This is a genomic window from Arenivirga flava, from assembly GCF_030161575.1.
Classification (GTDB): domain Bacteria; phylum Actinomycetota; class Actinomycetes; order Actinomycetales; family Microbacteriaceae; genus Arenivirga; species Arenivirga flava.
The window spans coordinates 2728935-2744100 of record NZ_BSUL01000001.1; the positions used below are offsets into that span (position 1 = coordinate 2728935).

Below are 15166 nucleotides of genomic sequence, written 5' to 3' on the forward strand. Positions count from 1 at the left end.
GGGTTGATCCTTCAGGCTACGGCAGCCAGCACCGGTAGATCAAGGCCGTGTTGGCCGGCGCGGTGGTGCGCAGCGACTCCTGCAGCACCCTCGTGTACCGATCCGAGGCGGGCACGTCCACGACCTTCCAGCCGACGATGCCGTGCCGCTCGTCGAGGGCCTGCACGGCGCAGGACGTGTCGGTGCCGGGGGCCACGGAGAGCTCGAAGGTGATCGACGACTCGCGGTCGGTCGAGACGTGCGCGATGTCGCGCACCTCCATGGTGGGGGAGGTGCCGTCGAAGGCGACCCAGACGACCCACACGAGGGCGGCGAGGATGATGGCTCCGCCGGCGCCGAAGCCGATCAGCCGGTTGGTGCGACGATCGCGGGCGGTGCGGCCGTAGCGGCTCTCGAGCGTGGGGCTCGGCTCGGTCACTGCGCATCCTCGAGGGTTAGGGTTGAGCCCTCAGTGTACGACCCACACCCCCGGAGCCCGCCGCATGCACCCGATCGCCGTCCTCGCGGCATTCCCCACTCCGACCACGAGCCCCGGCTTCGACGAGAACACCGTCACCCCGGGCGTGCAGGGCTTCTTCGCGATCTTCCTGCTCGCCGTCGCCGTGGTGCTGCTCGCGGTCAGCATGGTGCGCCGCATCCGCCGTGTGCGCTACCGGGAGGACGTGCGCCTGCGCCTCGAGGCCGAGGCGGCCGAGGACGACTCGACGCGTCGGGACGAGCAGCAGGGCTGAGCCGGGCGCGCGCCGCGACCGCGCTGACGGCCGAGCGGATGCGGTGCGCAGCATCGCGCATCCGCTCGCTCGGATCGCGGCTCAGCCGCCGTGGTAGGCCGGCTCGATCGCGATGAGCAGGATTGCCGTCCAGTGGCAGAGGAACGCGAGCACCGTCGCGGTGTGGAACAGCTCGTGGAAGCCGAAGACGCCCGGCACCGGGTTCGGGCGCTTGAAGCCGTAGAACACCGCGCCCGTCGTGTAGAGCAGCCCGCCCACGATGACGAGCACCATGGTGGCGGGGTTCGCGTCGAAGAGATCGACCATGTACATGACGGCGGCCCAGCCGAGCAGCACGTAGAGCGGCGTGTAGAGCCAGCGCGGCGCGCCGGTCCAGAAGATGCGGAAGCCGATGCCGAGCGCGGCGCCGGACCAGACGAGCGCGAGCAGCAGCATGCCCTTCTCAGGCGGCAGCGCGAGCACGCCGAGCGGCGTGTAGGTGCCGGCGATGAGCAGGAAGATGTTCGAGTGGTCGAGGCGGCGGAAGAGCTGCTTGGTCTTCGGCTTCCAGTCGATGCGGTGGTAGAGCGCCGAGATGCCGAACAGCAGCATCGAGGTGGCCGTGAACACCGCGGAGGCCAGCTTGGCGGCGGTGCCGTCGGCGAGCACGATGAGCACGATGCCGGCCGCGACCGCGACGGGGAAGGTGCCGGCGTGCAGCCATCCGCGCCAGGTCGGCTTGACCTCCTTCGCGGGCGTCGAGAGCGCCTCGTCGAGCAGCGGGAGGTGGGGCAGGTCCGCGGCCGGCTCGGCCTCCGCGCGCTGAGCGGATGGGCGGTCGTCGGGCCGGGACATGGCGCCAGTGTACGGGAGCGGCAGAGCCCCTCGGCCGGGGTCGATGGGCTAGCGTGAGCCCGTGCCGAACCGCCGCGACCCCGGATTCAGGGGCCTCCTGTACCGGCTCTACCTGCGTCGTCTGCGCCACGCGCTGACCGGCCAGAGCCGGCCCCACCACGTCGCCATGATCATCGACGGCAACCGTCGCTGGGCGCGTCTGCAGGCGCTCGAGACCGCGGCGCACGGGCATCGCGCCGGCGCCGCGAAGATGCGCGAGTTCCTCGAATGGTGCGAGCAGCTCGATGTGAACGTCGTCACCCTGTACCTGCTCTCGGTCGACAACCTCTCCTCCCGGGAGAGCGCCGAGCTCGGCGAGCTCTGCGAGATCATCGCCGACCTGGCGGAGGAGCTCTCGCACGTGCGCGGCTGGCGGGTGCAGCACGTCGGATCGGGCGAGGGCCTGCCCGAGCCGCTGGCGCTCGCCCTCGAGGCGGCGGAGTCGCGCACCACCGGCAACGGCGGTCTGCACGTCAACCTCGCGGTGGGCTACGGCGGGCGGCGCGAGATCGTCGACGCGATGCGCGCCATCGTCGATCACCACGGCCGCGAGGGCGGCAGCCTCGAGGATCTCGCCGAGCGCCTCACCCCGGAGCTCATCGGCGAGCACCTCTACACGGGAGGGCAGCCCGATCCGGATCTCGTGATCCGCACCTCCGGCGAGCAGCGGCTCAGCGACTTCATGCTCTGGCAGAGCGCGCACAGCGAGTTCTACTTCATGGAGGCGCTGGGGCCGGACATGCGGGAGGTCGACTTCCTTCGCGCCCTGCGCGACTTCGCGCGCCGCAACCGGCGCTTCGGCGGCTGATCGCCTCGCACCTCCGTCCCGGACGTTCCCCGGGCGGCGGTGGGAGACTCTCGGCATGACCACGATCGAGGAGTACGCGGGCGGTTTCGACGACGACCCGGGCTACCTGGACTTCGCGGGCTTCGGTCCGCTCGCCGTGGCGGCCGTCGCCGAGCAGGCCGCGTGGGACGAGCTGCTGCGCCGGGGCCGGCACGGGAGCCTCGACGCGCTGCACCGGCAGGACGTCCGGATGCGCGCGGCCGCGTCCGCCCTGACCGGCTTCCGGCCCGACCAGATCAGCTTCCAGCAGAGCACCACCTCGGGGCTCATGCACGCGATGTTCGGGTTCACCGGCGGCGTCGCGCTCGGCGCGGGGAGTTCCCGAGCGTGCGGATCGCGATCGCCCGGGCCGCCGAGCACCTGGGCGGCATCGTGCCGCTGTGGATCGCCGAGCAGTACGGCCAGATCACGCCCGGCACGATCCGCGAGCAGCTCACCACCACGACCCGGGCGGTCGTCGTGAGCCTGGTCGACTACCGCACCGGTGCCGTCACCGACATCGAGGGCGTGCGGCAGGTGATCGGCGACCGGCTGCTGATCGTCGATGCCGTGCAGGGCTTCGGCGTGGTGGATGCGCCCTACGAGCTGGCGGACGTCGTGGCGACGGGCGGCCGCAAGTGGCTGCGCGCCGGGCACGGCACGGGGCTGCTCGCGCTGAGCGACCGCGCGCTCGACGAGCTGCGCCCCGTCTTCTCGGGCTGGAACCGGCTCGAGTTCGTGCCCGGGCAGGACCTCGCCCTCACCGCGCCCGGCGCCGCCGGGTTCCAGGTGGGCACCCCCGAGCCGGTCGCCGAGGCGCGCCTGGCTGCGGTGCTCGAATCGCTGGCGGAGGTCGGCGTGGGCGCGGTGCAGGCCGCCGTGCTCGAGCGCTCCGCTCGGCTCATCGCCCTCGCCGACGAGTTCGGCGTGCCCGTCGTCTCGCCGCGCAGCGAGGTCGAACGCGCCGGCATCGTCGTGCTCGACCCCGGCGCGGAGCGGCTCGCCGCGCTCACCGCCGCCCTGCACAACCAGGGCGTGACGGTCACCGTGCGCGACGGCCGCGTGCGCCTCTCCGCGCACGTGAGCACCGGCGAGGAGACCTTCGGCATGCTGCGGGATGCGCTGCGCGGATACGCGGCGTCGCTCGCGATCGGCGGCCGTTGACCGGGCGTTCCGGTGACGGCGGGCGAATTCATCCGATCGTAACGAGCGCTGGCGCGTCGGCGTCCGGCGATGTCCGCGGCAGGGCGTAGCGTCGCATCCATCAGGCAGGGTGCCTGGTCGAGACGGCCACGCAAGTTCATCTCGATACGCCCCGTGGTCGTCAGGATGACCGGTTCCGGGATGCGGACTCCGCTCCCCGGGAAGGGAGCGGTTGTGTCCGAGCTCGAGAAGTCCACCACCCGAATCCAGGAGATCGGCGGGGCTTCGAGCCCGATCGCCGCGCAGACCGCCGAGCGCACCTACGTGCTCGACACCTCGGTGCTGCTCTCCGACCCGCGCGCGATCTACCGCTTCGCGGAGCACTCGGTGGTGCTGCCCGTCATCGTCGTCACCGAGCTCGAGGCCAAGCGCCACGACCCCGAGATCGGCTACTTCGCCCGCCAGGCCCTGCGGCTGCTGGACGAGCTGCGCGTGGAGCACGGCCGCCTCGACGCCCCCATCGAGGTCGGCGACGGCGGCAGCCTGCGCGTCGAGCTCAACCACTCCAACATGACGGTGCTGCCGAGCGGGCTGCAGCTGAACGACAACGACTCCCGCATCCTCGCCGTGGCGCTGAACCTGGCGCACGAGGGCTTCGCCGTCACCGTCGTCTCGAAGGACCTGCCCCTGCGCGTCAAGGCCTCCTCGATCGGCCTGGCGGCCGAGGAGTACCGCGCCGAGCTGGCGGTGGAGAGCGGATGGACCGGCCTCGGCGAGGTGCACCTCAGCGCGGAGCGCATGGCCGACTTCTACGAGCGCGACGCGCTGCCGCTGCCGGAGGGCGAGCACTTCCCGATCAATACCGGCCTGGTCGTGCAGTCGGACCGCGGATCGGCGCTCGCCCGGGTGACCTCGCTGGGGCGGATGAGCATGGTGCGCGGCGACCGCGAGGTCTTCGGCCTGCGCGGCCGCAGCGCCGAGCAGCGGCTCGCCATCGACCTGCTGCTCGACCGCGAGGTGGGCATCGTGTCGCTCGGCGGCAGCGCCGGCACCGGCAAGAGCGCCCTCGCGCTGTGCGCCGCGCTCGAGGCGGTGCTCGAGCAGCAGCAGCACAAGAAGATCATGGTGTTCCGGCCGCTCTACGCGGTGGGCGGCCAGGAGCTCGGCTTCCTGCCCGGCGACGCGCAGGAGAAGATGAACCCCTGGGCGCAGGCGGTGTTCGACACGCTCGGCGCGGTCGTCAGCGACAACGTGCTCGAGGAGGTCATCGAGCGGGGCATCCTCGAGGTGCTGCCGCTCACCCACATCCGCGGTCGCTCGCTGCACGACGCCTTCGTGATCGTCGACGAGGCGCAGTCGCTCGAGCGGAACGTGCTGCTCACCGTGCTCAGCCGCATCGGCCAGAACTCGCGCGTCGTGCTCACCCACGACGTCGCCCAGCGCGACAACCTGCGGGTCGGGCGGCACGACGGCATCGCGAGCGTCATCGAGACGCTGAAGGGGCACGCCCTCTTCGGTCACGTGACCCTGACCCGGTCCGAGCGCAGCGCGATCGCCGCCCTGGTGACCGGGTTGCTGGAGGGCGGCGACATCGCCTGATCCCGAGCCGACGGGCTCGCGGGGCAGCCCTCCGGCACGACGCCGGAGGGCTGCCCTGCACGTTGTGGAGACGGCGGATGCGGCGCGCCGATCGCGCCTAGCCTCTCGGCATGAGCGCAGCGCCACCGTTCCCCGCCGCGGACGGGGGTCGGCGGGCGTCCCGTCCCGTGCCGGCCCCGCGCTCCCGGCCTGCCGGGGACGAGCGGATGGGCGCGGCGGCACTCCTCGTCGCCTCCGCGCTCGCCGCCTCCGCGCTGCTCGCGCTGGGCGGGCGGGGCGCCCTCGTGCCCGCCCTGCACCTCGCCGCGGTCACGCCGCTGCTCTGGCGCACCGACGTGCGCGAGCACCGGCTGCCCAACCGGCTCCTGCTGCCGAACCTCGCCCTGGCGCTGGCCGCGGCGCTCGCGGCGGGGGCGCTCGGCGACTGGACGCCCCTGCTCGCGGGCTTCGTCAGCGGCGGCGTGCTCATCGCGCTGAGCCTGGCCGGCGGGCTCGGCATGGGCGACGCGAAGCTCGGCGCCGCCCTCGCGCTGCTGCTCGGAGCGCTCGGCGCGGAGGCCGTGGCGCTGGCGATGCTCCTCGCGCTGCTCGGCGGCGGGGCCGCCAGCCTGATCGGTCTGCTCGTCCGGCGGCTGCGCCGGGGCAGGCCATCGCCTTCGGGCCGTTCCTGCTCGCCGGGGCGTGGGCGGTGCTGGGGATGCAGGCGCTGGCGGCGCTGCGCTGAGCGGACGACCGCATCCGCTCGACCGGCGGCGTCACACGGGCTGCGGCGCTCGTACGATGTGGTCGTGACCAATCCCAGCCCCGCCGACCAGCAGTACCTGCACGGCCACCACGAGAGCGTGCTGCGCGTGCACGCCCGCCGCACCGTCGAGAACTCGGCCGCCTACCTCGCGCCGCACCTCAGTCCCGAGCTGCACCTGCTCGACGTGGGCAGCGGCCCCGGCACGATCACGAAGGACTTCGCCCGCCGGCTGCACGCCGGTCGGGTGGTGGGCATCGACGCCGGCGCGGAGATCGTGGCGCGCACGCAGGCCGAGGCGCTCGCCGAGGGGCTGACGAACCTCGAGTACCGCACCGGCGACGTCTACGCCCTCGACTTCGCGGACGACACCTTCGACGTGGTGCACGCGCACCAGGTGATGCAGTACATGGCCGACCCGATCGCCGCGCTGCGCGAGATGCGGCGCGTGACCAAGCCCGGCGGGCTCGTGGCGGTGCGCGACGTCGACTACGGCGGCGTGCGCTGGTTCCCGTGGATCGACGGCATCGAGGAGTGGCGCGACCTGTACGAGAAGGTGGCGCGGCGCGGCGGCGGCGAGCCCGACGCCGGCCCGCAGCTGCTCGACTGGGCGCTGCGCGCCGGCTTCGAGGACGTGACGGCGACCGCGACGATCTGGTGCTTCGCCGACCCGGCGGAGCGGGAGTGGTGGGGCGGCAGCTGGGCGGACCGCGCCCTGCACTCCGACTTCGCCCGCCAGGCCGTCGAGTGGGGACTCGCGAGCACCGACGACCTGCAGCGCATCTCGGACGCCTGGCGCGAGTGGACGGCGGCGCCGAACGGCCTGTTCAACATGCCGCACAACGAGATCCTCGCCCGGGCCTAGCCCGAGCACGGCGGAGGGCCGCACCCCGTGGGGAGCGGCCCTCCGCGTCTGCAGCTCAGTCCTGCGGTTCCACGACCACGGCGAGGTCGCGGGCCTCGTCGTAGCGGATGCTCGTGCCGTCGTCGAGGTCGACGATCGGCCGGCCCTCGAGCCAGGTCAGCGTCCAGCGCCAGCCGTCGGTCGAGTGGCCGGCCGCGCGGTACTCCGCGAGCTCCGCCTCGACGCCGCGGACAGCCTTGACGACCGCCTCGGGCAGCTGGGCCGGCGGGGTCGCGTCGAGCGCCCAGCGCGTGCCGAGCTGCATCAGCCCTGCTCCTCGGCCGGTGCCAGCTCGATCGCGGTGACCGCGACCTCGTCGCCGGCGACGAACTCGAGCTGCTCGATGCGGCCGACCGCGGCGAGATCGCCGGCGGCCCGTGCGATGAGCGGCAGCTGCTCGGTGGGCACCTGCACCGTCGCCGAGGTGACGGGCGTGCGCTGCGAGGCCTTCGCATCCGTCTTCGCCCGGCGGATGCCGATGAGCGCCTGGCCGGTCAGGCCCAGGAGACCGCTCGGCTCGGTCGCCGGCACCTCGTCGACGCTCGGCCAGGCTGCGGCGTGCACGCTGCCCTCGTGGGTCCAGCTCCACACCTCCTCCGTGGCGAAGGGGATGAACGGGGCGAAGAGGCGCAGCAGCACGTCGATCGCGAGGCGCAGGGTCGTGACGGCCGAGGCCTGCGTGGCCTCGTCGGCCCCCTCCGCCGTGCCGTAGGCGCGCTCCTTGACGAGCTCGAGGTAGTCGTCGCAGAAGGTCCAGAAGAACTGCTCGGCGGTCTCGAGCGCGCGCGCGTGGTCGAACTCCTCGAAGGCCTTCGTCGCGGTGGCGACGACCTTCGACAGCTCGGCGAGCAGGTCGAGGTCGAGCGCCTCCGTCGGCGCGACGGGCTCGCCGCCGGTCGACGGCGCGAGCACCGGGAAGGAGTAGACGAACTTGGCCGCGTTGAGCACCTTGATCGACAGGCGGCGACCGATCTTGATCTGCTTCGGGTTCTGCGGGTCGAACGACGCGTCCGTGCCGAGGCGCGAGCTGGCGGCCCAGTAGCGCACCGCGTCGGAGCCGTGCTCGACGAGCAGGCCAGCCGGGGTGACGACGTTGCCCTTCGACTTCGACATCTTCTTGCGGTCGGGATCGACGATGAAGCCGGAGATCGCGGCGTGCTGCCACGGCGCGCGGCCCTCGTGCTCCTGCAGCGAGCGCAGCGCGGTGGAGAAGAGCCAGGTGCGGATGATGTCCTGGCCCTGCGGGCGCACGTCGTAGGGGAACACCAGGTCGAAGAGCTCGGGGTCGCGCTCCCAGCCGCCCGCGAGCTGCGGGGTCAGCGAGGAGGTGGCCCAGGTGTCCATGACGTCGAGCTCGCCCTGGAAGCCGCCCGCGACGCCGCGCTGGCTCTCGTCGTAGCCGGCCGGCGCATCCGACGACGGGTCCACCGGCAGCGAGGCCTCGTCGGGCACGATCGGGCGGTCGAAGACGGGGTTGCCGTCGCCGTCGAGCGGGTACCAGACCGGGATCGGCACGCCGAAGAAGCGCTGGCGCGAGATCAGCCAGTCGCCGTTGAGACCGTTGACCCAGTTCTCGAACCGCACCCGCATGAAGTCGGGGTGGAAGTCGATGCCCTTGCCGAGCTCGACCAGGCGCTCCTTCACCGAATCGTCGCGGCCGCCGTTGCTGATGTACCACTGGCGGGTCGAGACGATCTCGAGCGGCTTGTCGCCCTTCTCGAAGAACTTGACCGGGTGGGTGATCGCGCGGGCGTCGCCGATCATCTCGCCCGAGGCCTGCAGCAGCTCGACGATCGACTTCTTGGCGCTGAAGATCGTCTTGCCGGCGAGCTCGGCGTAGGCGGCGCGGCCGGCCTCGCTCTCGATGGCGGCGGGGGCCTCGCTGACGATGCGGCCGTCGAAGCCGATGATCGCGCGGTTCGGCAGCTGCAGCTCGCGCCACCAGATCACGTCGGTGAGGTCGCCGAAGGTGCAGATCATGGCGATGCCCGAGCCCTTGTCGGGCTGCGCGAGGTGGTGCGCCACGACGGGCACCTCGACGTCGAAGAGCGGGGTGCGCACGGTCGTGCCGAAGAGGTGCTGGTAGCGCTCGTCGTCGGGGTGGGCGACGAGGGCGACGCAGGCGGGCAGCAGCTCCGGGCGGGTCGTCTCGATGTGGATGTCGCCGTCCGCCGCGTGGAACGCGAGGCGGTGGTAGGCGCCCGGCTGGTCCTTGTCCTCGAGCTCGGCCTGGGCCACGGCGGTTCGGAAGGTCACGTCCCAGAGGGTGGGCGCATCCGCCTGGTAGGCCTCGCCACGGGCGAGATTGCGCAGGAACGCCTTCTGCGCGACGGCCTGCGACTCCGGGCTGATCGTGCGGTAGGTCTGGGTCCAGTCGACCGAGAGGCCGAGGGTGCGCCAGAGGTCCTCGAACTGCTGCTCGTCCTCGACCGTGAGGCGCTCGCAGAGCTCGATGAAGTTGCGGCGCGAGATCGGCAGCTGGTCGGCGGCCTTCGACGACTTGTTGTCGCCGCCCTCGAACGGCGGGGTGAAGTCGGGGTCGTAGGGCAGCGTCGGGTCGCAGCGCACCCCGTAGTAGTTCTGCACGCGGCGCTCGGTGGGCAGGCCGTTGTCGTCCCAGCCGATCGGGTAGAAGACGTCCTTGCCGCGCATCCGCTGGAATCGGGCGACCACGTCGGTGTGCGTGTAGCTGAAGACGTGGCCGATGTGCAGCGAGCCGGAGGCGGTGGGCGGCGGCGTGTCGATGGAGAAGACGTTCGCCTTCGTCGCGCGGTCGCGGGGAACAGGTAGGTGCCGCGGTCCTCCCAGACCGGCCCCCACTTCTGCTCGAGGCCTTCGAGGGCGGGCTTCTCGGGGATGGACGACATGGCGGCACTCCTGTATTGGCGGCACCGGGTGTGGGTGCCTGGATGGGGGATCGGCGTCCATGCTACCGGCGGATGCGGGGAGCGGTCATGCGGCTCCGGTAGCGTCGGCGGGCCGACCGAACCACCTTCCGAGAGGACCCGCATGGCCGAGACCATCGCCTTCCCGAGCGAGCTCTTCCCCGCCTACCCCGCACTGACGCTGGAGCTGCCCGAGGGATGGGCGCCCATCGCCGTGCCCCAGACGGTGCTCGCCGCGGGAGCTCCCGTCGAGCCCGACGCCTTCCGCGCGAACGTGTGCGTGACGGTGCAGCGCACGCCGGGCGCGCGCACGCTCGAGGAGGCGATCGCCGCCGTGGTCGGGCCGCTCTCGCAGGCGCCGGGCTTCGCCGAGCTCGCGCGGCGCAACGAGCCGGTGCTCGACCTGCCGGGCTTCGCGCTCGAGGCGGTCTTCGACAGCGCCGAGGCGGGACGCCTCGTGCAGGCGCTGCGGATCGTCGTGGTGCCGCACGCCTACTTCGCCGACACCATCATCGCGGTCGGCTCGGTCGACGAGCCGTCGGCCGAGGAGCTGCTGCCCGCACTGCGCGCCTCGCTCGACGCGCTGGCGCTGCAGCAGGGCTGAGGTCGGACGCGCTCAGGAGTGATCGAAGCCGTCCGCGAGCGGCGCCAGCGCGCGCACGAGGAACGGCTCGATCGGGCCACGGGCGCTGCCCGCATCCGCCCAGGCCATGACCGCGGCGGTCACCGCGCCGATCGCGGTGGCCGCCATGGCGCGCGGCAGGATGCTGCCCGCATCCGCTCCGAGGCGCGACGCGGCGAAGTGCCGCAGCAGCAGCTCGGCGCGGGTGATGCGGTGGATGGCGCTCGCCCGCACCTCCTCGGCGCTGCCGACGAGCGAGACGTGGCCGAGCAGCCACGGCACCCGGTCGGGGCCGAAGGCGAGCGCGGCGTCGGCGAAGGCCTCGCCCATCGCGCGCACGGGGCGCAGGGCGGGATCGGTGGCCTCGAGGTGCGCGGGCAGCCCGTCGAGCGCGTCGTCGATCTGGGTCCAGAAGACGTCGCTCTTCGCGGTGAAGTAGTTGAAGAAGGTGCCCCGGCTCACGCCGGCGCGGCTCGCGATCTGGTCGACGGTCGTGCCCGCGTAGCCCTGCTCGAGGAACAGCTCGTAGGCGGCCTCCTCGAGGATGTCCCGGCTCGCGCGGCGCGGCCGGCCGCGGCCGGGACGGGATGCGGAGGGGGCGGGCATGATGCCTCCAGTATGTCGACCGGGTGGGGCGCGGGAATATCTGCACCGGGTTCAGATATTGTCTGCAGTGCACCCGCATCCGCTCCCCTCGGAGGACCCCCATGCCCCGCCATGCCCGCAGCACCGCAGCCGTCGCCCTCGTCGTGGCCGCAGGATTCGGCCTCGCCGCCTGCGCCGCGCCCTCGGGCGACGACGCCGACGGCGGCACCGTGACCTTCGCCATCGAGGGCGGCAACATCGCCAACGGCCACATGAACCCGCACCGCACGCAGCTCGACTCGAGCGCCATGGTGCTGCGCAACGTGTTCGACTCGCTGGTCGCCCAGAATCAGGACGGCAGCTTCTCGCCCTGGCTCGCGGAGTCCTACGAGGTCGCCGACGACGGGCTGAGCTACACCTTCACCCTGCGCGACGACGTCACCTTCAGCGACGGCGAGGCGCTCGACGCCGAGGTCGTGAAGGCCAACTTCGATCACGTGATCGACCCCGAGACCACCTCGTTCCGCGCCGCGGCCCTCATCGGCTACAACACCGAGCAGCCGGAGGACAGCGCGTACCGCGAGGCCGTGGTGGTCGACGACCGCACCGTGCGCTTCGAGTTCGACCGGCCCTTCGCGCCGTTCCTCTCCGGTGTCGCGACCCCGTTCCTCGGGCTGTACTCGCCCGCATCCCTAGAGCTCGACCAGGCCGACCTCGCCGCCGGCAGCCCGGAGGCGACCGTCGGCAGCGGCCCCTTCGTGCTCACCGAGTACGTGCCCGACCAGGAGCTCGTGCTCGAGCGCAACGACGACTACGCGTGGGCGCCGGAGGGCGCCGAGATCGGCACGGCGCAGACGCTCGACATCCGCATCCTGCCTGAGGCGTCGGTGCGCAACGGCGCGCTGACCAGCGGTGAGGCGCAGGTGATCGCCGACGTGCTGCCCACCGACGTCGACCAGCTCGGCGACGCCGAGACCGAGGTGTGGGAGCTGCCGGGCGTGCCCTACTCGCTGTACCTCAACGTGAACCGCGGCGCGCTGCAGGATGTGCGCGTGCGCGAGGCCATCGCGCGCGGCATCGACGTGGAGGCCGACGTCGAGAGCGTCTACGGCGAGGGCTACCCCCGCGCCTGGAGCGCGCTGACCTCGACCACCCCCGGCTACGACGCGGCGCTCGAGGGCTCCTGGGACGTCGACGCGGCCGCCGCCGAGGCGCTGCTCGACGAGGCCGGCTGGACCGGAACGGATGCGGAGGGCTTCCGCACCAAGGACGGCGAGCGCCTCAGCGTCGAGTGGGTCGCGTGGACCCCGCAGCCGGACGACGCGGCCGCGCTCGCGGACCTCATCCAGCAGGACCTGGCCGGCATCGGCGTGGAGCTCGTGCGCAGCGTCGTCGAGCCCGCCGAGTACAACGCGCGCTACGGACCCAAGGAGATCGACATCACCGATTGGAGCTTCGCCGGCACGGGCGGCGAGGTGCTCGCCAACCACCTGCGCACCGGCGGATTCCAGAACGCCTCGGCCGTCTCCGATCCGTCCCTCGACGCGATCCTCGACGAGGCCGCGGCCTCGACCGACCCCGCCGAGCAGGCCGCGCTCTACGAGCAGGTGCAGCAGTGGAACGCCGAGCAGTGGGCCATCGTGCCGCTCTACTCGCCGGCCCGCATCACCGCCTCGTCGAGCGATGTCGAAGGGCTGAGCTACGACATCTACGGGCGCCCGCTGTTCCTCGGGGTGTCGGTCTGACATCGTCGAGGGCGTGACCGCAGCCCCGACCCAGCGCCGCCGCACCGCTCCCGGTGCGGCGGCGCTGCTGCGTGCCCTCGCGAGCCGCCTCGGGGCGGTGCTCATGGTGCTCTGGGGCGCCGCGACGCTCGCCTTCCTCGCCCTGCAGCTCGTGCCGGGCGATCCGGTCGACACGATCATCGGGGTGGACGCGCAGGTCGGCGAGGAGACCCGCGCCCGGGTGCGCGAGGACCTCGGTCTCGACCTGCCGCCCTGGCTGCGCTACCTGCAGTACCTCGGCGGTCTGCTCGTCGGCGACCTGGGCACCTCGTTCCAGGCCCGGCAGCCCGTCGCCGAGGTGATCGGCTCCGCCGTCGGCCCGACCCTGCAGCTCGCCGCCGCGGCGCTCGGCCTCGCCGTGCTGCTCGCGCTCGTCGGCGCCGTGCTCTCCCGCGGGGTGCTGCGCGGGTTCGTCTCGGCTGTCGAACTGGTGGCCGCGAGCACGCCGACCTTCTGGTCGGGGCTGCTGCTCATCACCGTCTTCTCCTTCGGTCTCGGCTGGTTCCCCATCATCGCCACGCGCGATGCCGCATCCCTCGTGCTGCCGGCGGTCACGCTCGCGATCCCCGTCGCCGCGATCCTCGGGCAGGTGCTGCGCGAGGGGCTCGACGCGGCGGCCGCGGAGCCCTTCGCGCTCACGGTGCGTGCCCGGGGCGCCGGTCCCATCCGCCTGCTCGGCCACACCCTGCGGCATGCGGGCGTCGGCACGCTCGCGCTGGCCGGGTACCTGCTCGGCTCGCTGCTCGGCGGAGCGGTGCTCGTCGAGACCGTGTTCGGTCGGGCCGGGCTCGGGCGCATGGTGCTGGCCGCGATCCTCAACCGCGACCTGCCCGTCGTGATGGCCCTCGTGGTGCTGTCCGGCCTCGTCTTCGCCGTGCTGTCGCAGGTCGCCGACCTCGGCGCCCGCGCGCTGGATCCGCGGCTGCGATCCTCTGAACGGGCGAGCGGATGAGCGTCGTGCCCGGCGCCCGTCGCGCCATCCTCGCCCCCCGCTGGCGGCCCGGCGCGGTGCCCGCGCTGATTGCCGCCGCGGTGCTGCTCGTGCTGCTCGTCGCGGCGCTGGCCCCGACGCTCATCGCGCCGGGATCGCCGACGGCGACGGATGCGCGCGCCGGCACCCTGCCCCCGAGCCCCGAGCACTGGTTCGGCACCGACCGCTCCGGCCGCGACGTCTTCACGCGCGTGGTGCACGGCGCCGGCGCCTCCCTCGGCCTCGGGCTCGGCGCCACGGGCCTCGCGCTCGTGGCCGGCGGCCTGCTCGGCACGCTCGCCGGGCTCGCCCCGCGCCGCGTCGACGGCGTGCTCGCCCGCGCCGTGGACGTGCTCATGGCGCTGCCCGAGTTCCTCGTCGCGCTGCTGCTCATCGCGATCCTCGGCCCGGGCACCGGTTCGGTGCTCGTCGCCGTCGCGCTCGCCGCGGTGCCCGCCTACGCCCGCGTCGCCCGCGTGCGCACGCAGCAGCTCGCCCGAAGCGCCTTCGTCGAGAGCGCGCTCGTGCTCGGCCAGCGGCCCTGGCGACGCGTGCTGCGGCACGTCCTGCCGAACCTGCTCGGCCCGCTGCTGACCATGGCCGCGCTCGGCCTCGGCACGGCGATCGTGTCGGCGGCGGGGCTCGGCTTCCTCGGCCTCGGCGCCACCCCGCCCGCGCCCGAGTGGGGCGTGCTGCTCTCGGAGGGCCGCAACCTGCTCGGCACCGCGTGGTGGGTCGCCGTGTTCCCCGGGGCCGCGATCACCGCGTCGGTGGTGTGCGCGAGCGTGCTCGGCCGGTGGCTCGGAGGGCGGCGATGAGCGGGGCGGGCGCGCTGCGTGTGCGGGACCTGCGCCTCGCCGTCGACGGCCACGAGCTGCTGCGCGGCGTCGATCTCGACGTGGCGCCGGGGGAGTGCCTCGCCATCGTCGGGGCATCGGGCTCGGGCAAGACGCTCACCGCGCGGGCGCTGCTGGGGCTCGCACCCGGGCGGGTGAGCGCATCCGCTCTGCAGATCGGAGGGACGGATGCGCGCCGCCTGCCCGAACGCGCCTGGCGCCGCCTGCGCGGTCGCCGCATCGCCCTCGTCAACCAGGACGCGCTGAGCGCCCTCGACCCGCTGCGCCGGATCGGCGCGGAGGTGGCCGAGCCCCTGCGCATCCACCGCAGGCCCCTGGACACGGTCGACGCGCTGCTCGCGCGAGTGCACCTGCCGGGGCGCGCTGCCGCGTACCCGCACGAGCTCTCCGGCGGGCAGCGCCAGCGCGCGCTCATCGCGTCGGCGCTCGCCGCGGGCCCCGACGTGCTCGTCGCCGACGAGCCGACGACGGCGCTCGACGCGACCGTGCAGGCGCGCATCCTCGACCTGCTCGCGGAGCTCAAGACGGCCGGCACCGCGATCGTGCTCGTCAGCCACGACCTCGGCGCCGTCGCGCGCATCGCCGACCGCGTCGCCGTGATGCACGAGGGCGCGCTCGTGGAGCAGGGGGCGACGGCGACGCTGC

Annotated in this window: 14 protein-coding genes and 3 pseudogenes; 12 read left to right on the plus strand and 5 right to left on the minus strand. The window is 73.2% G+C overall.

What is annotated here, in order from left to right; genetic code table 11:
- Positions 1 to 16: 16 nt before the first annotated feature.
- The gene (locus QQK26_RS13265) at positions 17 to 418 is read right to left on the minus strand and encodes a DUF4307 domain-containing protein (RefSeq protein WP_284233566.1); all 402 of its coding nucleotides are present in this window, start codon (positions 416 to 418) and stop codon (positions 17 to 19) included.
- A 64-nt stretch (positions 419 to 482) separates the two neighbouring features.
- Here QQK26_RS13265 and QQK26_RS13270 point away from each other — a divergent pair, with 64 nt between their 5' ends.
- A complete protein-coding gene (locus QQK26_RS13270; protein ID WP_284233568.1) occupies positions 483 to 731 on the plus strand; it encodes a hypothetical protein in 249 nt (82 codons plus the stop codon).
- Positions 732 to 812: 81 nt separating this feature from the next.
- Here QQK26_RS13270 and trhA read toward each other — a convergent pair whose 3' ends face one another.
- Positions 813 to 1565: a PAQR family membrane homeostasis protein TrhA gene (gene trhA / locus QQK26_RS13275; protein WP_284233571.1), complete on the minus strand. Its 753-nt coding sequence runs from the start codon at positions 1563 to 1565 to the stop codon at positions 813 to 815.
- A gap of 61 nt (positions 1566 to 1626) precedes the next feature.
- Here trhA and QQK26_RS13280 point away from each other — a divergent pair, with 61 nt between their 5' ends.
- The 6 genes and pseudogenes from QQK26_RS13280 to QQK26_RS13305 all read left to right on the plus strand — a co-directional run bounded on the left by QQK26_RS13280 (position 1627) and on the right by QQK26_RS13305 (position 6779).
- Entirely contained in the window at positions 1627 to 2412 is a 786-nt protein-coding gene (locus QQK26_RS13280; protein WP_284233573.1) for an isoprenyl transferase, read from the plus strand.
- A gap of 55 nt (positions 2413 to 2467) precedes the next feature.
- Positions 2468 to 2914 (plus strand): hypothetical protein, encoded by a 447-nt coding sequence (locus tag QQK26_RS13285; RefSeq protein WP_284233575.1) that lies wholly within the window; start codon positions 2468 to 2470, stop codon positions 2912 to 2914.
- Positions 2824 to 3594: an aminotransferase class V-fold PLP-dependent enzyme gene (locus QQK26_RS13290; RefSeq protein ID WP_284235340.1), complete on the plus strand. Its 771-nt coding sequence runs from the start codon at positions 2824 to 2826 to the stop codon at positions 3592 to 3594. Before QQK26_RS13285 ends, QQK26_RS13290 begins: the two co-directional genes overlap by 91 nt.
- A 165-nt stretch (positions 3595 to 3759) precedes the next feature.
- A complete protein-coding gene (gene phoH2 / locus QQK26_RS13295) occupies positions 3760 to 5172 on the plus strand; it encodes an RNA 5'-3' helicase PhoH2 (RefSeq protein ID WP_431308039.1) in 1413 nt (470 codons plus the stop codon).
- Positions 5173 to 5378: 206 nt separating this feature from the next.
- Positions 5379 to 5759: pseudogene (locus QQK26_RS13300) on the plus strand (prepilin peptidase); the annotation flags it as partial.
- A gap of 201 nt (positions 5760 to 5960) precedes the next feature.
- A complete protein-coding gene (locus QQK26_RS13305; protein WP_284235343.1) occupies positions 5961 to 6779 on the plus strand; it encodes a methyltransferase domain-containing protein in 819 nt (272 codons plus the stop codon).
- A gap of 55 nt (positions 6780 to 6834) precedes the next feature.
- Here QQK26_RS13305 and QQK26_RS13310 read toward each other — a convergent pair whose 3' ends face one another.
- Positions 6835 to 7083 carry a hypothetical protein gene (locus QQK26_RS13310; RefSeq protein WP_284233579.1) on the minus strand — a complete coding sequence of 83 codons (249 nt, stop codon included), beginning with the start codon at positions 7081 to 7083 and terminating at the stop codon, positions 6835 to 6837.
- Positions 7083 to 9685: pseudogene (valS, locus tag QQK26_RS13315) on the minus strand (valine--tRNA ligase). Before valS ends, QQK26_RS13310 begins: the two are co-directional and overlap by 1 nt.
- 142 nt (positions 9686 to 9827) lie before the next feature.
- Here valS and QQK26_RS13320 point away from each other — a divergent pair.
- Positions 9828 to 10307 carry a hypothetical protein gene (locus QQK26_RS13320; RefSeq protein ID WP_284233582.1) on the plus strand — a complete coding sequence of 160 codons (480 nt, stop codon included), beginning with the start codon at positions 9828 to 9830 and terminating at the stop codon, positions 10305 to 10307.
- Positions 10308 to 10319: 12 nt separating this feature from the next.
- On the opposite strand, the gene QQK26_RS13325 is transcribed toward QQK26_RS13320, so the two are convergent.
- Positions 10320 to 10931 carry a TetR/AcrR family transcriptional regulator gene (locus QQK26_RS13325; protein ID WP_284233583.1) on the minus strand — a complete coding sequence of 204 codons (612 nt, stop codon included), beginning with the start codon at positions 10929 to 10931 and terminating at the stop codon, positions 10320 to 10322.
- 101 nt (positions 10932 to 11032) lie between these two features.
- On the opposite strand from QQK26_RS13325, the gene QQK26_RS13330 reads away from it, so the two are divergent.
- From QQK26_RS13330 to QQK26_RS16285, 4 genes and pseudogenes are all read left to right on the plus strand, one after another.
- Positions 11033 to 12655: an ABC transporter substrate-binding protein gene (locus QQK26_RS13330; protein WP_284233585.1), complete on the plus strand. Its 1623-nt coding sequence runs from the start codon at positions 11033 to 11035 to the stop codon at positions 12653 to 12655.
- Between the two features lie 13 nt (positions 12656 to 12668).
- A complete protein-coding gene (locus tag QQK26_RS13335) occupies positions 12669 to 13646 on the plus strand; it encodes an ABC transporter permease (protein ID WP_284233587.1) in 978 nt (325 codons plus the stop codon).
- Positions 13643 to 14482, plus strand: coding sequence for an ABC transporter permease (locus tag QQK26_RS13340; RefSeq protein WP_284233589.1), 840 nt, complete (start codon positions 13643 to 13645; stop codon positions 14480 to 14482). Before QQK26_RS13335 ends, QQK26_RS13340 begins: the two co-directional genes overlap by 4 nt.
- Positions 14479 to 15030 (plus strand): annotated as a pseudogene (locus QQK26_RS16285) (ATP-binding cassette domain-containing protein); the annotation flags it as partial. The gene QQK26_RS13340 and the pseudogene QQK26_RS16285, both read left to right, overlap by 4 nt.
- Between the last annotated feature and the right edge of the window lie 136 nt (positions 15031 to 15166).